This is a genomic window from Enterobacter cloacae complex sp. BZL2005 (assembly GCF_049238885.1).
In the GTDB taxonomy this organism is placed as follows: Bacteria; Pseudomonadota; Gammaproteobacteria; order Enterobacterales; family Enterobacteriaceae; genus Enterobacter; species Enterobacter roggenkampii.
Map to the genome: position 1 here is coordinate 1 of NZ_JBMKGI010000001.1, position 14,761 is coordinate 14,761.

At 56.2% G+C, this 14,761-nt stretch carries 17 protein-coding genes; 10 read left to right on the forward strand and 7 right to left on the reverse strand.

Annotation, left to right across the window (positions count from 1 at the left end):
• The first annotated feature begins 161 nt into the window (after nucleotides 1-161).
• A complete protein-coding gene (locus tag ACOTXI_RS00005) occupies nucleotides 162-302 on the forward strand; it encodes a hypothetical protein (protein WP_008500607.1) in 141 nt (46 codons plus the stop codon).
• A gap of 45 nt (nucleotides 303-347) precedes the next feature.
• Here the strand turns inward: ACOTXI_RS00005 and ACOTXI_RS00010 are convergent, their stop codons facing one another.
• Nucleotides 348-1,754 carry a DUF1996 domain-containing protein gene (locus ACOTXI_RS00010; protein ID WP_046091742.1) on the reverse strand — a complete coding sequence of 469 codons (1,407 nt, stop codon included), beginning with the start codon at nucleotides 1,752-1,754 and terminating at the stop codon, nucleotides 348-350.
• Nucleotides 1,755-1,898: 144 nt separating this feature from the next.
• Nucleotides 1,899-2,066 (reverse strand): hypothetical protein, encoded by a 168-nt coding sequence (locus tag ACOTXI_RS00015; RefSeq protein ID WP_008500610.1) that lies wholly within the window; start codon nucleotides 2,064-2,066, stop codon nucleotides 1,899-1,901.
• A 245-nt stretch (nucleotides 2,067-2,311) separates the two neighbouring features.
• On the opposite strand from ACOTXI_RS00015, the gene ACOTXI_RS00020 reads away from it, so the two are divergent.
• Genes ACOTXI_RS00020 through ACOTXI_RS00035 form a run of 4 tightly spaced genes read left to right on the forward strand, consistent with a single transcriptional unit; the run spans nucleotide 2,312 to nucleotide 5,405 of the window.
• Nucleotides 2,312-3,142 (forward strand): ABC transporter substrate-binding protein, encoded by an 831-nt coding sequence (locus ACOTXI_RS00020; RefSeq protein WP_021241119.1) that lies wholly within the window; start codon nucleotides 2,312-2,314, stop codon nucleotides 3,140-3,142.
• 1 nt (nucleotide 3,143) lies between these two features.
• Nucleotides 3,144-3,959: an amino acid ABC transporter ATP-binding protein gene (locus tag ACOTXI_RS00025; RefSeq protein ID WP_058654083.1), complete on the forward strand. Its 816-nt coding sequence runs from the start codon at nucleotides 3,144-3,146 to the stop codon at nucleotides 3,957-3,959.
• Entirely contained in the window at nucleotides 3,959-4,735 is a 777-nt protein-coding gene (locus ACOTXI_RS00030; RefSeq protein WP_058654084.1) for an amino acid ABC transporter permease, read from the forward strand. The genes ACOTXI_RS00025 and ACOTXI_RS00030 overlap by 1 nt, the downstream gene beginning before the upstream one ends.
• Entirely contained in the window at nucleotides 4,719-5,405 is a 687-nt protein-coding gene (locus ACOTXI_RS00035; protein ID WP_058654085.1) for an amino acid ABC transporter permease, read from the forward strand. Before ACOTXI_RS00030 ends, ACOTXI_RS00035 begins: the two co-directional genes overlap by 17 nt.
• On the opposite strand, the gene fumD is transcribed toward ACOTXI_RS00035, so the two are convergent.
• From fumD to ACOTXI_RS00055, 4 genes are all read right to left on the reverse strand, one after another.
• On the reverse strand, nucleotides 5,386-5,595 hold the full coding sequence (fumD, locus tag ACOTXI_RS00040) for a fumarate hydratase FumD (RefSeq protein ID WP_008500615.1): 210 nt from the start codon (nucleotides 5,593-5,595) through the stop codon (nucleotides 5,386-5,388). The genes ACOTXI_RS00035 and fumD overlap by 20 nt on opposite strands.
• A gap of 110 nt (nucleotides 5,596-5,705) precedes the next feature.
• Entirely contained in the window at nucleotides 5,706-6,518 is an 813-nt protein-coding gene (locus ACOTXI_RS00045) for a MetQ/NlpA family ABC transporter substrate-binding protein (protein WP_008500616.1), read from the reverse strand.
• Nucleotides 6,519-6,666: 148 nt separating this feature from the next.
• Nucleotides 6,667-7,335: a methionine ABC transporter permease gene (locus ACOTXI_RS00050; RefSeq protein ID WP_028017271.1), complete on the reverse strand. Its 669-nt coding sequence runs from the start codon at nucleotides 7,333-7,335 to the stop codon at nucleotides 6,667-6,669.
• Nucleotides 7,328-8,350 carry a methionine ABC transporter ATP-binding protein gene (locus ACOTXI_RS00055; RefSeq protein ID WP_049121389.1) on the reverse strand — a complete coding sequence of 341 codons (1,023 nt, stop codon included), beginning with the start codon at nucleotides 8,348-8,350 and terminating at the stop codon, nucleotides 7,328-7,330. Before ACOTXI_RS00055 ends, ACOTXI_RS00050 begins: the two co-directional genes overlap by 8 nt.
• A 400-nt stretch (nucleotides 8,351-8,750) precedes the next feature.
• Here ACOTXI_RS00055 and ACOTXI_RS00060 point away from each other — a divergent pair, with 400 nt between their 5' ends.
• The 5 genes from ACOTXI_RS00060 to lpp all read left to right on the forward strand — a co-directional run bounded on the left by ACOTXI_RS00060 (nucleotide 8,751) and on the right by lpp (nucleotide 13,614).
• The gene (locus ACOTXI_RS00060) at nucleotides 8,751-10,121 is read left to right on the forward strand and encodes a pyridoxal-phosphate dependent enzyme (RefSeq protein WP_032651589.1); all 1,371 of its coding nucleotides are present in this window, start codon (nucleotides 8,751-8,753) and stop codon (nucleotides 10,119-10,121) included.
• A gap of 11 nt (nucleotides 10,122-10,132) precedes the next feature.
• Entirely contained in the window at nucleotides 10,133-11,278 is a 1,146-nt protein-coding gene (locus ACOTXI_RS00065; RefSeq protein WP_021241113.1) for a trans-sulfuration enzyme family protein, read from the forward strand.
• A 73-nt stretch (nucleotides 11,279-11,351) separates the two neighbouring features.
• Nucleotides 11,352-11,648, forward strand: a complete 297-nt coding sequence (locus ACOTXI_RS00070; protein ID WP_418251755.1) for a hypothetical protein — start codon at nucleotides 11,352-11,354, stop codon at nucleotides 11,646-11,648.
• Between the two features lie 7 nt (nucleotides 11,649-11,655).
• Complete coding sequence (gene pykF, locus ACOTXI_RS00075) at nucleotides 11,656-13,068, forward strand: pyruvate kinase PykF (RefSeq protein WP_045284943.1); 1,413 nt, start codon at nucleotides 11,656-11,658, stop codon at nucleotides 13,066-13,068.
• Nucleotides 13,069-13,377: 309 nt separating this feature from the next.
• The gene (gene lpp / locus ACOTXI_RS00080) at nucleotides 13,378-13,614 is read left to right on the forward strand and encodes a murein lipoprotein Lpp (RefSeq protein WP_001082307.1); all 237 of its coding nucleotides are present in this window, start codon (nucleotides 13,378-13,380) and stop codon (nucleotides 13,612-13,614) included.
• A 60-nt stretch (nucleotides 13,615-13,674) separates the two neighbouring features.
• Here lpp and ldtE read toward each other — a convergent pair whose 3' ends face one another.
• Nucleotides 13,675-14,688, reverse strand: coding sequence for a L,D-transpeptidase LdtE (ldtE, locus tag ACOTXI_RS00085; RefSeq protein WP_021241112.1), 1,014 nt, complete (start codon nucleotides 14,686-14,688; stop codon nucleotides 13,675-13,677).
• Nucleotides 14,689-14,761: the final 73 nt, after the last annotated feature.

Sequence of the window (14,761 nt, forward strand, 5' to 3'; positions counted from 1 at the left end):
TCAGACACCGTCTGAATTTGCAGCGGGCTGGAGAAAGGGTCATTCTGAGAATGAAGATTCCGACGTTACTAACTGAGTGTTGTATCTAATCGTGGGGGCAGGTCAGGCGTTTTTTACCCTATACTGTGCCAGTATCAAAAACCGAACAGAGCAGGTGCAACATGGAAATTGATCTCGATAACTTAGTTTTTAACGGTCTGGATGAAGCGGAAGAGCGTAACGCAGAACGTCTGGACGATGCGGATAAAAAAGCGCAGGCGATTATTGCCGACGACGACTGCGGCGACGCCTGCAAGATCTGACAAAAAAGCACCGGAAAACCGGTGCTTTTTTCATTGCGGGGAAGATTACAGCTCAGGCGTCTTTTTAAACCCCGTTAGCATCAGAACCAGGCTTTCTGATGAAGACGCCGGTTCGAACTGGTAATGATTCCCCTGGCGGTCACCGCCGATATACCACGAGATTTCGGTTTTTCCTTCCGCCAGCGCCTTGCGCACGGCTTTGTCCACGTTCACCATCCGGTATTCACGAGAATGGTTCAGATAGAGCACTGCGTCGGAGCGATAGTTACAGGCCGGACGCGAGGCCCATCTTACGGTAGCAGGATCCCAGTCATTGCTGGCCGGATAGAAGAAGATCTGATCGGCACCGTTAGTTTCCACTTTGCCGCCATAAATCCGCACGCGGTATGTAAACTGCGAAGGATCCTGCCCGGCAGGCAGAGGGGGAATGTGGAACTTCACCAGCGACAGCGTTTCGCTGTTTTTCGTGCGCCCCCCGTTCTGCCAGTTATCCTGCACCAGTAAAACCTGCGGTTCGGGCTGGGAGAGGTCTGGCTCCAGGCTGCTGAGCCAGACGTTGGCCTTCGCTCTGGAATAACCATACGGGACGGTGGTGCCACAATCTAACCCGCGGTTCATGCACAGGTCCGTCATAAAGCGCGCGGCGTCTTCCGTCCAGCCGTTCATAAAATCTGCATGCGCCGTATACAGGCTACCCCACCGCTCTTCTCGCTCATCGCCGTGCATGATGGGGTCCATGGAGAGCTGCACTTTGCTGGTATCAAGCGAGCTAATCGTCGGGAGTACGTAAGCAATGTTCATGTTCACGGTGGGAATTTTCACCGGGAAGGTGGACGGGCACTGCCCCTTGACGTCGTAGGTGGCGTTAATCAGACCATGGGCAGGCTTCAGGTTCACTCCATCCCAGCAGTTAGGAAACTGAATGCCGATATTAAACTGCACGGCATCGTTCGCCTTGCGCAAGCCGCAAACCTCACCGGTTTTGGTGGTGTAACCCTTGCCGTTGGCACATAAAAAGGTGATATGTGGATTCGGCGCACTACCGTGATGGTCGCCCGCCAGCAGCGACAGCCCCGCCGGGAAAGGGTGTAGCGGCCAGGCGTCCACGTTCGATGCCTGATAATAGGTTTTTTGATACGCCGGTTTGACGACCGTGCCGTCAGGCAGGCGAAGCGAAGGTGCCCAGTAGGCAGAGCTGTCGGCTTTGTTATCGCAGGTGGTCTTTTCATCCCGGCGCAGGGATTCACGGCTGGAGTCAGCATCCGTTTGCACGTTGCCGAAGAAGTCGTGCAGCATGGCCTCGTTGGGCATGCCGTACATCATAATGGCGTCATCGCCAAGGGTATGGGAATAGCCGCAAACAACATGCGCCTGCGGTGCGGCGTGTGCCGCATGAACTGTGAAAAGTAGCGCAGGGACAGAAAGCGCGCGTGTTAACGTGGTCCGTTTCATCATTTTCTCCATGACTGAAAGGACACATTGGTAACAAAAGCGGGCTAATTAACCGAATGATTCAGAGCGTACTTTTCCGTCTTTTGAGGCTTTACAGACGTCACGCACACCTCATTCCAGTACGTTTCGCGCGTGCGGCGCAGTTCAGCGTGGCGTTTTATCATGGAACCACTCCGGGTCAATGTTGGCAACGTCTACGCCATACAGGCTGGCGACAGGCAGTATCGACTCAAGAACACGTTGCGCGCTGTTCTCCGCATTCGCTGGTCGGGTCGCAAAAAACCTCCGTAACGTGCTGATCCATTTTTTCATCGTCTTACCCTCTCTCGCCGTATCTGCCTTCAGTTAAGCACCCCACTCCCGTGCAGGGGAAATACCAAAATCCACTGTCGATGTGCAGGATCTGCAAATAGCGCCCCGTCCTTTTCACGCTTCATTAACACCTTGTTCACTAATGCTTTTTTGCTCATAGCAAAGAACGATTTCTTATTTGGCGATAGCTTTCCCTTATGGGAGCGTAACGGGGTAAAACAAAAACAACGGGATGGCGTATGACTATGGCAGCAAAAATGAAAGGGTTTAAAAAACGGACGCTGGTTCTGGGCGTAGTGGCAGCCTGGGGCCTGTTTTCAGCGCAGGCGCAGGCCGATCAGCTGGCGGATATCAAGGCAGCAGGGGTGGTGAAAGTCGCCACGTTTGATGCCAACCCGCCGTTTGGCTCGATTGATGCCAAAACGCATGAGATCGTGGGTTACGACGTGGACTTCGCCAAAGCGCTGGCAACATCGCTCGGCGTGAAGCTTGAACTGGTTGCCACCAATCCGGCCAACCGCATTCCGCTGCTGCAGTCCGGCAAAGCCGACCTGATCGTGGCGGATATTACTATCACCCCAGAACGCGCACAGGTCATTGATTTCTCGACGCCTTACTTCGTTACCGGCCAGCAGTTCCTCGTTCCGGCGAAATCTCCGGACAAGCTCGATGACTACAGCCGGGCGCGCATTGGCGCGGTCAAAGGCACGACGGGCGAGCAGGCGCTGCACCAGCGCTTCCCGCAGTCCCGCGTCCTCTCTTATGACGATATTCCGCTGGCGCTGACCGCGCTGCGCAACGGCAACGTACAGGCCATCACTCAGGACAGCACCATTCTGGCCGGTCTGCTGGCGCAGGCGCCGGATAAAGCCAACTTCAAAATCCTGCCCGACCTGCTCAGTAAAGAAGAGATTGGCGTGGGGGTGAAGAAAGGTGAAACGGCGCTGCTGAAAGCCGTCAACGATGAGCTGGTCAATCTCGAGAAGAACGGCCAGGCGGCAAAAATCTACGACGTCTGGTTTGGTCCAGGCACCCCAGCCCCACAGCCTCGCGCCTTTAAAATAGAAGCTAAGTAATATGCTCTCAGGTTTATTTTCACACTCCGCGGCCGGTGCCGCGGATTTTTCACATCTGGAACAGGCCAGCGTCGAGTTTCGCCACGTGGACAAACGCTACGGTGACCATCAGATTTTAAACGACATTAACCTCACCATCACGCCCGGTGAAGTGGTTGCCATCCTCGGCCCGTCGGGTTCCGGTAAATCCACCCTGATTCGTCTTATCAACCAGCTTGAACCCCTGAGCGGCGGGGAGATCCTGGTCGACAACAAGCCTACCGGCAGGCTCTCCGGTAGCGGGCTGCGCCAGCTGCGAAGCCGCGTGGGGTTTGTGTTTCAGCAGTTCAATCTTTATGCCCACCTCACCGCCAGCCAGAACATCACCCTGGCGCTTGAGCACGTCCACGGCTGGAAGCCGCTGCCCGCTCAGGCGCGCGCGCTGGCCCTGCTGGAGAAAGTCGGGATGCTGGAAAAAGCCCACCATTACCCGGCTGAGCTTTCCGGTGGACAGCAGCAGCGGGTGGCGATTGCCCGCGCCCTGGCCTCGTCACCGCAAATCATTCTCTTTGACGAGCCGACGTCGGCACTCGATCCCGAGATGATTGGTGAGGTGCTGTTTGTGATGAAAGCCCTCGCCCACAGCGGGATCACGATGATCGTGGTGACCCATGAGATGCAGTTTGCCCGGGAAATTGCCGACCGGATTGTCTTTATCGACGGCGGGCAAATTCTGGAAACCGCGCCGCCGGCGCAGTTTTTCAGCCAGCCAGCGCATCCGCGCGCGCAGCGGTTCCTGCAAAAGGTGCTGGACCCGCTGCATCAGGAGCATCTGTAATGCCCGCGCTCGACTGGCAGGGAGTACTGACCGGACAGCCTCTGCAGTGGATACTTTCCGGATTTCTCACCACCCTGTGGGTGACGCTGGCGGGGATCGCGCTGGTCAGCCTGCTCGCACTGCTCTTTATGCTCCTGCGCCTGTCCGGTGGACGCGTCGGGAAAGCGATCGTCAGCGGCTGGGTATCGCTGTTTCGCAATACGCCGCTGCTGGTGCAGCTGCTGTTCTGGTATTTTGCCGCCTGGAACGGGCTGCCGCAGGCGTTTCGCGACGCGGTCAACGCCGATCACATCTGGTCCATTCTGCCCGGCGACGTCTGGTGGTTTACGCCCGAATTTTTATGTTCTGCCTGGGGGCTGGGCGTATTTACCTCGGCGTTTTTAATCGAAGAAGTGGAATCAGGCTTGCGGTCTGTGTCAGCCGGGCAACGGGAGGCGGCGCTCGCCCAGGGTTTCTCTACGTGGCGCGTGTTTCGCTACATCCTGCTGCCGCAGGGGCTGGCTAACGCCTGGCAGCCGGTTGTGGGACAGTATCTCAACCTGATGAAGCTCTCCTCGCTCGCCAGCGGGATTGGCTTCGCCGAGCTCACCTATCAGGTCAGGCAGATCGAAAGCTATAACGCGCACGCGCTGGAGGCATTTACCCTCGGTACCGCACTCTATCTCCTGACCGGTCTGGTCATGGGAATGGTGCTGGTTCGCCTTGGGCCGCAGGCGAAACGTAAACGTCCGATCGTCGTCACCGCAGGGAGTGAAAAACATGATTGCCGGACTTAATGTCATCACCGATAACCTCGATTATCTGCTGTGGGGACGCGCGGCAGCCGGTGAACCGGGGGGCGTGTTGCTCTCGCTGATGATGGCGACTGGAGCAGCCGTTATCGCCCTGCCCGCGGGGATTGCGCTCGCGTGCCTGGCCTGGCGCTTTACCGGGCTCGTGCGCAAAGCCCTCTTTTTATGGGCAGAGCTGATTCGCGGGATCCCGCTCATCTTCGTGATTTTCTGGATGTGGTATCTCCTGCCGCTCATCACCGGGGGCGATCTGCCGGGAGCGCTGACCGTCACGCTGGCGCTGGCCTGGTTTACGGCGGCCACCGTGATGCACTCGGTCCTGGCCGGGCTGAGCGCGCTGCCGACCGGGCAGTACGAAGCCGCGCTGTCACAGGGATTCAGCACGCAGCAAACCCTGAGGCGCGTGCTGCTGCCGCAGGCGCTGGGGAATATTTTGCCGTCTCTGGTGGGGATTTTTATCAGCCTGCTGAAGGATACGTCGCTGGCGTTTATCGTGAACGTCCCGGAGCTGACCACGGTGGCGGGACAGGTCAACAACCGGGTGCAAATCTACCCGGCGGCCATTTTTATCTTTACGGGCGTGGTCAATTACCTGCTCTGCTGCTCGCTTGAGCAGCTTGCGAAGCGCTGGCACCTTACCCGGCCAGCGCTTTAACCACCGTTTCCATCGCTTCGGTTGTCAATTCACTGCGTTTCACGCGCTGGTTCGCCAGCGCGGTACGCAGAACACCGGCAATGACAATATGCTTTGGCTCCTGCCCTAAATCACGCATCTCAAGCACCACCTTTCCGACCACCCGGCACATCTCCTGGTACAGCGCTTCATCTTTGGTCACGTTACCCATCGTCATCACTCCATTGCCTGTTAAACGTTGAGCTTAAATGATTCTCCTGCCGGATACAAAAAAGAAGCCCGGCGAGAGACTCGCCGGGCTTCATCTGTAAAATCAGTCAATTAGTTGTTTACTGGAATGACCGCGCCTTTGTACTTGGTGCGGATCCAGTCCTGAATCTCTTTCGAGTGCAGCACGTTCACCAGCGCGACGATGTCTTTCTTCTTCTCGTCACCGCGATGCACGGTAATGATGTTAGCGTACGGGTTGTTTTCACCGCTCTCTACCGCAATCGGGTCATGAACCGGATCCAGACCGGCGTCAATCGCGTAGTTGGCGTTAATCACCACCGCGTCGCCTTCGTTATTGTTGTACATCTGCGGCAGCAGAGACGCTTCCACGTTAGGCGTAAACTTCAGTTTTTTCGGGTTCTCGACGATGTCGCTGATGCGCGCGGTGACTTTATCGATGCCCGGCTTCAGCTTGATCACGCCCTCTTTCTCGAAGATGGAAAGAATACGGCCCTCTTCAGAAACCGCGTCACGCATGATGATCTTGCCACCTTCCGGCAGGTCTTTCAGCGACTTGTATTTTTTGGAGTAGATGCCGATTGGCTCAATGTGAATCGCGCCCGCACTGACAAAATCGTAGTCCTTATCGCCCGCATGATCTTTTAGCACGCTGTTCAGGTAAGGAATGTGCTGGAAATAGTTCGCGTCGATGTCATGACCCGCCAGCGCGGTGTTCGGCAGAATGTAGTCCTGGAACGGTTTAATCTCCAGGTCGATCCCCTGCTTCGCCAGAATCGGCTTTGCCTGCTCCAGAATTTCCGCATGCGGCGTGTTGGACGCGCCCACGGTCAGGGTGTCGGCCCAGGAGGCAAAGCTCAGGGCGCTCAGGGTTGCAGCGGCGATCAGTGTCAGTGTCTTTTTCATGATGTGGTTCCTGTGTGTTGTTGTTACCCTAAATAGTTCGAGTCACAGGAAGGCGGCAAGTGAGTGAATCCCCAGGAGCTTACATACAGTAAGTGACTGGGGTGAACGAATGCAGCCAACGCGCCTGAGGCTCGAAATATGACGGGTATTAGCGTTTATCTAACAGTGAAGTAATGACATCGCCGCAGAACTGGATAATGAAAACGATGATCAGAATGGTCACCGTTGCCACCAGCGTGACGTCACCATGGTTGCGCTGGAATCCTTCCAGATAAGCCAGATTTCCCAAACCACCGGCGCCAATCACCCCCGCCATCGCGCTGTAGCTCACCAGCGCAATCAGCGTCACCGTAATACCCGAGACCAGTGCGGGTGATGATTCCGGCAGCAAAACCCGAAACACGAGCGTGCTCAGTCGTGCGCCCATCGAGCGTGTGGCTTCGATGACGCCTTTATCCACTTCACGCAGGGCGATCTCCACCAGGCGTGCGTAGAACGGTGCGGCACCCACAATCAGGGCCGGCAGCGCCGCGTTGGCGCCAAGAATGGTGCCGACAATGGTCTTGGTGAACGGGATCAGCAGCACAATCAAAATGATGAACGGAATCGAGCGGAACACGTTCACCACAATCGAAATGACGCTATATACCGTGCGGTTGTGGAACAATCCACCGCGCGCGGTTAAAAACAGCGCCAGACCCAGCACGATGCCCAGGACGAAAGTTGCCACGCCGGACAGCGCAGTCATGTACAGCGTCTCCAGCGTCGCCGCCCAGAGCTGATCCCACTTGAGATGCGGAAAGAGATTCTCAGCCATGTTTAATCACCTCGCCTTCAATATCGCTGTGCTGCAGGTCGGCGAGGATATTGTTCAGTTGTTCATCAGATGCCACGACGTGCACCCAGAGCTGACCAAACACGCCGTGAGCGGTTTGGGTCATTTTTCCGTGCAGGATGTTAAACGGCAGGCCGTAGCGCAGCGTCAGTTCGCCCACAATCGGTTTATGCGTGCTGTGCCCGGTAAAGGTCAGCCTGATGACCGTCCCTTCCAGTTCGTTTGCCAGTTCGGTATTGAACGTTTCTTCTTCAGCGTACTGGCTCACCTGACGGACAAACTGCTGCGTAATCGGCTGCTGCGGATGGGTAAAGACGCTCAGCACGTCTCCCTCTTCCACCACTTTACCGTTCTCCATCACCGCCACGCGGTCGCAGATTTTGCGCACCACGTGCATCTCGTGCGTGATCAGCACGATGGTCAGCCTGAAACGACGGTTAATATCCAGCAGCAGATCGAGGATCTGATCGGTGGTCTGCGGGTCAAGCGCGGAGGTAGCTTCATCGCAGAGCAGCACATCCGGGCGATTAGCCAGCGCACGCGCAATGCCCACGCGCTGCTTTTGCCCACCGCTCAGCTGTGACGGATAAGCATGCTCGCGACCTTTCAGGCCAACGAGTTCAATAAGCTCGGCCACGCGGGCCTTAATGTCGGCTTTCGGTACGCCGGCAATTTGCATCGAGAACGCAATATTCTCGCTGACCGTGCGCGACCACAGCAGGTTGAAGTGCTGAAACACCATGCTGATCTTCAGACGCGCCTGGCGCAGGGCTTCACCTTTTGCGGCAGAAATGTTCTGCCCGTTGATGGTTACGCTGCCGCTGCTCGGTTTTTCCAGACCATTCAGCAAGCGAATAAGCGTACTTTTACCTGCGCCGCTGTAACCGATGATCCCGTATATCTGTCCCTGTGCTATCGTCAAATTGACATTATCAACGGCCGTGAGCGCCACCTTTCCGTTGTCAAAAACCTTCGAAATATTGCTGAGAACTATCATTCTTATTCGTTATCCGTGCCGCCCGCGGCGGTTTAGCAGTATGGATGTCCAAACGATAGTAAACAGGCGTTATCAGCTTTTAAATGAACAAAAAAGAATGTGTTATAACTTTGGGGAATAAATAGCGGATTTACCGGGTGGGAAGCATTTAGATGAATTTCAGCAATGATTATCTGCCTGATGTATATCTGCTGGCTGACACCCTGCAAAAACGCTCATTTTTGCAGCATTTTATGCGGGTATAGCCATCCTCACATCCAGACAACTTTACGTCTTGCTGTCCTGACATCCAAAAACATCATTTATATTCCTTTCTGTTCTAAAAAGCAGTGAATGGTTCTTTATTGAGAAAATTTCACCGCCCTATCATCCCGTCATGACATCCAGAAAGGAAAACATCATGACGATTTATCACTCCGTCACCGAACTGATTGGTCGTACCCCGCTGATCCAGCTGCATAAGCTTGATACCGGTCCCTGCTCGCTCTTTCTGAAGCTGGAAAACCAGAATCCGGGCGGGTCCATTAAGGATCGCGTTGCGCTGTCGATGATTAACGAAGCGGAACGTACCGGTAAGCTGCAGCCTGGCGGCACGATAATTGAAGCCACGGCGGGCAATACCGGTCTCGGCCTGGCCCTGATCGCCGCCCAGAAAGGCTACTCGCTGATCCTGGTGGTGCCGGACAAAATGAGCCGCGAGAAGATTTTCCACCTGCGCGCGCTGGGTGCCCAGGTGGTGCTGACCCGCTCCGACGTCAACAAAGGCCATCCTGCCTATTACCAGGATTATGCCCAGCGTCTGGCTAACGAACTGCCGGGCGCGTTTTACATCGACCAGTTCAACAACGAAGCCAACCCGCTGGCGCACCGCACCACCACGGCGCCTGAGCTGTATGAACAGCTTGACGGCAGGATCGACGCCATCGTCGTGGGCGTCGGCTCAGGCGGCACGCTGGGCGGCCTGCAGGCGTGGTTCGCCGAGCACTCTCCGCACACGGAATTTGTCCTTGCTGACCCGGCCGGATCCGTTCTCGCCGACCAGGTGGAAACCGGACGCTACCACGACGCGGGCTCCTGGCTGGTTGAGGGAATTGGCGAAGACTTTATTCCTCCGCTGGCCCACATTGAAGGGGTGAATCGCGCCTGGCGCATCACCGACCGCGAAGCGTTCACCACCGCGCGCGAGCTGCTGAAAACGGAAGGCATTCTGGCGGGCTCCTCCAGCGGCACGCTGCTGGCGGCCGCGCTGAAGTATTGCCAGGCGCAGGCCACGCCGAAGCGCGTGGTGACCTTCGCCTGCGACAGCGGCAATAAATATCTCTCGAAGATGTTCAACGACGACTGGATGCGACAGCAGGGGCTCATCACGCGTCCTCAGGCCGGCGATCTCTCCGACTACATCGCCCTGCGCCACGACGAAGGTGCCACCGTCACCGCGGCCCCGGACGACACGCTTTCCACCGTCCTGGCGCGCATGCGTCTGTATGACATATCCCAGCTGCCGGTGCTGGAGAACGGCAAGGTGGTGGGCATTATCGACGAGTGGGATCTCCTGCGGCATATCGGCGGCGACGGCGATCGCTTCGCGCTGCCGGTGACGGCAGCCATGACGCGTCAGGTCGAGTTCCTTGACAAGCACGCGCCGGAAAGCGCCCTGCACGCCATCTTCGACCGCGGCCTGGTGGCCGTCATTAATGACAACGACCGTTTTCTCGGTCTGATTACGCGCAGCGACGTTCTGACCGCCTGGCGCAACCGTCTACAGCAATAAAGGAATCAATGATGAAAAATTTGGCCACCCTCAGCGTCCACAGCGGCGAATTCAACGACCAGCACGGGGCCGTCATGCCGCCGATTTATGCCACCTCGACGTTTGCGCAACCCGCGCCCGGGGAGCATACCGGCTACGAGTACTCCCGCAGCGGCAACCCCACCCGCCATGCGCTGGAAACGGCGATTGCCGAACTGGAGGGCGGCACGCGCGGCTACGCTTTTGCCTCCGGTCTGGCGGCCATCTCCACAGTGCTCGAACTGCTGGATAAAGACAGCCACATCGTCGCCATTGATGACGTTTACGGTGGGACGTACCGTCTGATTGAAAACGTGCGCAAGCGCAGCACCGGGCTGCAGGTCAGCTGGGTCAAACCGGACGACCTGGCCGGGCTCGAGGCCGCCATTCGCCCGGAAACGCGTATGGTCTGGGTCGAAACGCCAACCAACCCGCTGCTGAAGCTGGCGGATCTGGCGGCGATTGCGGCGATCGCCCGTCGTCATAACGTCATCAGCGTGGCGGATAACACGTTCGCGTCGCCGGTGATCCACCGTCCGCTGGAGTCCGGGTTCGATATCGTGGTGCACTCCGCCACTAAATACCTTAACGGCCACTCTGACGTCGTCGCCGGGCTGGCGGTGGTGGGTGACAACAAGGCGCTGGCGGACAAGCTCGGCTATCTGCAGAACGCGGTGGGCGGTGTTCTGGATCCGTTCAGCAGCTTCCTGACGCTGCGCGGTATTCGCACGCTCGCGCTGAGGGTCGAAAAGCACAGCACCAACGCGCTGGCCATTGCGCAATGGCTGGAGCAGCATCCGCTGGTCGAAAACGTGTACTATCCAGGACTGGAATCGCATCCGCAGTACCAGCTTGCCCGCACGCAGATGGCGCTGCCCGGTGGCATGATTTCCGTCGTGGTTAAAGGCGATGCGCAACGCGCCACCGAGGTGATTCGCAACCTGAAGTTGTTCACCCTTGCGGAAAGCCTGGGCGGCGTGGAAAGTCTGGTGAGCCAGCCTTACAGCATGACCCACGCCTCAATTCCGCTTGAGCAACGCCTCGCAAACGGCATTGTGCCGCAACTGATCCGCCTGTCGGTGGGGATTGAAGATCCTAAAGACCTGATTGCCGACCTCAGCCAGGCGCTGCAAAAATAAGCAAAGTGCGGCAGGTCCCTCACCTGCCGCGATAAGTTGTCATCATGGCTTAACGCCTTGATAACAATATTATGTGAAACAGCACAGATTATTTCTGAAACACCGTTTCCATTTTCCTTTTATCTTAAAATCAGCGTATAATGCGCGCCTAATCCCTGGTGAATGGTTTCAGCGCTTGGAATACAAAAAACAACGTACAACTTCTCCTCTCCTTCGTTGGGCTGTCACTCAGGCACACTTTCTTCTGCACGCTCATTTGATGTCTCCTATCCTTAGTGCGTGTCATATACTCTTTTGCAACACAGGTTTGACTCCGCGGCGGTGCGCCCCCGGAGCGAGATTTCCATATCCTTCCCAACTTAAAGACTAAGACTGTCATGAAAAAGACGAAAATTGTTTGTACTATCGGCCCGAAAACCGAATCTGAAGAGATGCTGAGCAAAATGCTGGACGCCGGCATGAACGTGATGCGTCTGAACTTCTCCCACGGTGACTACGCAGAGCACGGCCAGCGCATCCAGAACTTGCGCAACGTGATGAGCAAGACCGGTAAAAAAGCGGCCATCCTGCTGGATACCAAAGGTCCAGAAATCCGTACCATCAAGCTGGAAGGCGGTAACGACGTCTCTCTGAAAGCGGGCCAGACCTTCACCTTCACCACCGACAAATCCGTCGTCGGCAACAGCGAAATCGTTGCAGTGACCTACGAAGGCTTCACCAGCGATCTGTCCGTCGGTAACACCGTGCTGGTCGACGATGGCCTGATCGGTATGGAAGTCACCGCTATCGAAGGCAACAAAGTTATCTGTAAAGTGCTGAACAACGGCGACCTGGGCGAAAACAAAGGCGTTAACCTGCCGGGCGTCTCCATCGCGCTGCCAGCCCTGGCTGAAAAAGACAAACAGGACCTGATCTTCGGCTGCGAGCAAGGCGTTGACTTCGTCGCGGCCTCCTTCATCCGTAAGCGTTCCGACGTGGTTGAAATCCGTGAGCACCTGAAAGCACACGGCGGCGAGAAGATCCAGATCATCTCCAAAATCGAAAACCAGGAAGGCCTGAACAACTTCGACGAAATCCTCGAAGCGTCTGACGGCATCATGGTTGCACGTGGTGACCTGGGCGTTGAAATCCCGGTTGAAGAAGTGATCTTCGCGCAGAAGATGATGATCGAGAAGTGTGTGCGCGCGCGTAAAGTGGTTATCACCGCCACGCAGATGCTGGACTCCATGATCAAAAACCCACGCCCAACCCGCGCTGAAGCAGGTGACGTGGCGAACGCCATCCTCGACGGTACCGATGCAGTGATGCTGTCCGGTGAATCCGCGAAAGGGAAATACCCTCTGGAAGCGGTCGGCATCATGGCAACCATCTGCGAACGTACTGACCGCGTGATGACAAGCCGTCTGGACTTCAACAACGACAGCCGCAAGCTGCGCATCACCGAAGCAGTATGCCGCGGTGCAGTAGAAACCGCTGAGAAACTGGAAGCGCCACTGATTGTGGTTGCTACTCAGGGCGGTAAATCTGCGCGCGCCGTGCGTAAATACTTCCCGGATGCGACCATCCTGGCCCTGACCACCAACGAAACCACCGCTCGTCAGCTGGTGCTGAGCAAAGGCGTCGTTGCGCACCTGGTTAAAGAGATCGCCTCTACTGACGATTTCTACATTCAGGGTAAAGCACTGGCTCTGGAAAGCGGTCTGGCACAGAAAGGCGACGTTGTGGTCATGGTTTCTGGCGCCCTGGTACCAAGCGGCACCACCAATACCGCATCTGTTCACGTGCTGTAATAATTCCCGAACGAATTAATTTGGATAAAAAGCGCCCATTGGGCGCTTTTTTTATTCCCGGCATTAGCCAAACGCATTCAAAATGCAAATCGGGTTTTTCTATTTAATTGCGAATTATCTAAGATGAATCCGATGATAAATGCCTTTTTTTCCTTAGATTTTTGCCCGAAAAGGGCTGATTCGGTGCTTCTTTGAGCGAACGATCAAAAATAGGTGTATTCCCATCAAAAAAATATTCTCAACCCAAAAAACTTTGTGTAATACTTGTAACGCTACATGGAGATTAACTCAATCTAGAGGGTATTAATAATGAATCGTACTAAACTGGTACTGGGCGCGGTAATCCTGGGTTCTACTCTGCTGGCTGGTTGCTCCAGCAACGCTAAAATCGATCAGCTGTCTTCTGACGTTCAGACTCTGAACGCTAAAGTTGACCAGCTGAGCAACGACGTGAACGCAATGCGTTCCGACGTTCAGGCTGCTAAAGACGACGCAGCTCGCGCTAACCAGCGTCTGGACAACCAGGCTACTAAATACCGTAAGTAATAGTACCTGTTAATAAAATGGCGCACATTGTGCGCCATTTTTTTTGCCTGCGTCAAACGCCTACTGCGTCACCCTCTCCCCTTCATCTTCCGCCACCGCAGCAGACACCCGGCTGTTCTGCACCGACAACACGCTATTGCTGGCTGACGGGCCGCTACCGGACGACACGATAACCGGGATCCCGGCACGACGTGACAGCGCTTTATCAATCAGCGCCTTATCGCTTCCTGCCTGAGAAACAAAGGCCGCAAAGTCGGCAGAATGGGTAATGGGCGAGACCTGCGGATTTTCCCCTTCTACCTGCGCCAGCGGACGGTGGACCTCAATATAGCGTTTACCATCCGGCTCCACGGAAAACTTCACGGGTTCATTAATAATCTGCACCCGCGTGCCCACCCGCACCTGTTCGAACAGCGCCTTAATGTCCGGGGCGTTCATCCGCATACAGCCAGAGCTGACCCGCAGGCCAACGCTGTCCGGCGCGCTGGTACCGTGGATAAGATATTCCCCATTCCCCACGCCTAAACGCAGCGCGAAGCGTCCTAGCGGGTTATTTGGCCCGGCAGGGACCACCGGAGGCAGTTTAATGCCCTGCTCCAGAGAGCGTGCTCTGATGCCCGGCGTGGGCGTCCAGGTAGGATTCGGGATCTTCTGGCTCACCCGCGTGGTCGTCACCGGCGTTTCCAGCCCCAGCTGACCAATGCCCAGAGGATAAACCTGAACAATATTTTGCCCCGGCGGGAAGTAGTAGAGCCGAAGCTCAGCAAGATTCACCACAATCCCCTCGCGGGGCGTATCCGGCAACAGCATTTGCGACGGAATGGTTATCACGGTGCCCGGCGCAGGGTTTACCGGCGCAATGGTATTGTTGGTTTCCAGGATCACCTGCGCCGCCGTATTAAACCGGCGGGCGATGGTCTGCAGCTTATTATCCCCTTCCTGTATCGTGTAGGTTTGATTTTGCCCAATCAGACGACTGCCTGCGGGCGGCAACGGATAGTCCATCGCGCGGGCCGAATGAAGGGCGCCGAGCGAACTGAGGAGTAATAGAGTAATGAGAGACGCGCGCTTCATGCTGAGATTCCTTATTCACTGACAGAACGCCAGAAAGCTGAAAAACCAGCGAGGCGGGAACCACCTCGCGAAA

Excerpts from the sequence above, each read along its gene's own strand:
- ACOTXI_RS00005 (WP_008500607.1), top strand. The coding sequence starts at position 162 with ATGGAAATTGATCTCGATAACTTAGTTTTTAACGGTCTGGATGAAGCG.
- ACOTXI_RS00010 (WP_046091742.1), bottom strand. The coding sequence starts at position 1,754 with ATGAAACGGACCACGTTAACACGCGCGCTTTCTGTCCCTGCGCTACTT.
- ACOTXI_RS00015 (WP_008500610.1), bottom strand. The coding sequence starts at position 2,066 with ATGAAAAAATGGATCAGCACGTTACGGAGGTTTTTTGCGACCCGACCA.
- ACOTXI_RS00020 (WP_021241119.1), top strand. The coding sequence starts at position 2,312 with ATGGCAGCAAAAATGAAAGGGTTTAAAAAACGGACGCTGGTTCTGGGC.
- ACOTXI_RS00025 (WP_058654083.1), top strand. The coding sequence starts at position 3,144 with ATGCTCTCAGGTTTATTTTCACACTCCGCGGCCGGTGCCGCGGATTTT.
- ACOTXI_RS00030 (WP_058654084.1), top strand. The coding sequence starts at position 3,959 with ATGCCCGCGCTCGACTGGCAGGGAGTACTGACCGGACAGCCTCTGCAG.
- ACOTXI_RS00035 (WP_058654085.1), top strand. The coding sequence starts at position 4,719 with ATGATTGCCGGACTTAATGTCATCACCGATAACCTCGATTATCTGCTG.
- fumD (WP_008500615.1), bottom strand. The coding sequence starts at position 5,595 with ATGGGTAACGTGACCAAAGATGAAGCGCTGTACCAGGAGATGTGCCGG.
- ACOTXI_RS00045 (WP_008500616.1), bottom strand. The coding sequence starts at position 6,518 with ATGAAAAAGACACTGACACTGATCGCCGCTGCAACCCTGAGCGCCCTG.
- ACOTXI_RS00050 (WP_028017271.1), bottom strand. The coding sequence starts at position 7,335 with ATGGCTGAGAATCTCTTTCCGCATCTCAAGTGGGATCAGCTCTGGGCG.
- ACOTXI_RS00055 (WP_049121389.1), bottom strand. The coding sequence starts at position 8,350 with ATGATAGTTCTCAGCAATATTTCGAAGGTTTTTGACAACGGAAAGGTG.
- ACOTXI_RS00060 (WP_032651589.1), top strand. The coding sequence starts at position 8,751 with ATGACGATTTATCACTCCGTCACCGAACTGATTGGTCGTACCCCGCTG.
- ACOTXI_RS00065 (WP_021241113.1), top strand. The coding sequence starts at position 10,133 with ATGAAAAATTTGGCCACCCTCAGCGTCCACAGCGGCGAATTCAACGAC.
- pykF (WP_045284943.1), top strand. The coding sequence starts at position 11,656 with ATGAAAAAGACGAAAATTGTTTGTACTATCGGCCCGAAAACCGAATCT.
- lpp (WP_001082307.1), top strand. The coding sequence starts at position 13,378 with ATGAATCGTACTAAACTGGTACTGGGCGCGGTAATCCTGGGTTCTACT.
- ldtE (WP_021241112.1), bottom strand. The coding sequence starts at position 14,688 with ATGAAGCGCGCGTCTCTCATTACTCTATTACTCCTCAGTTCGCTCGGC.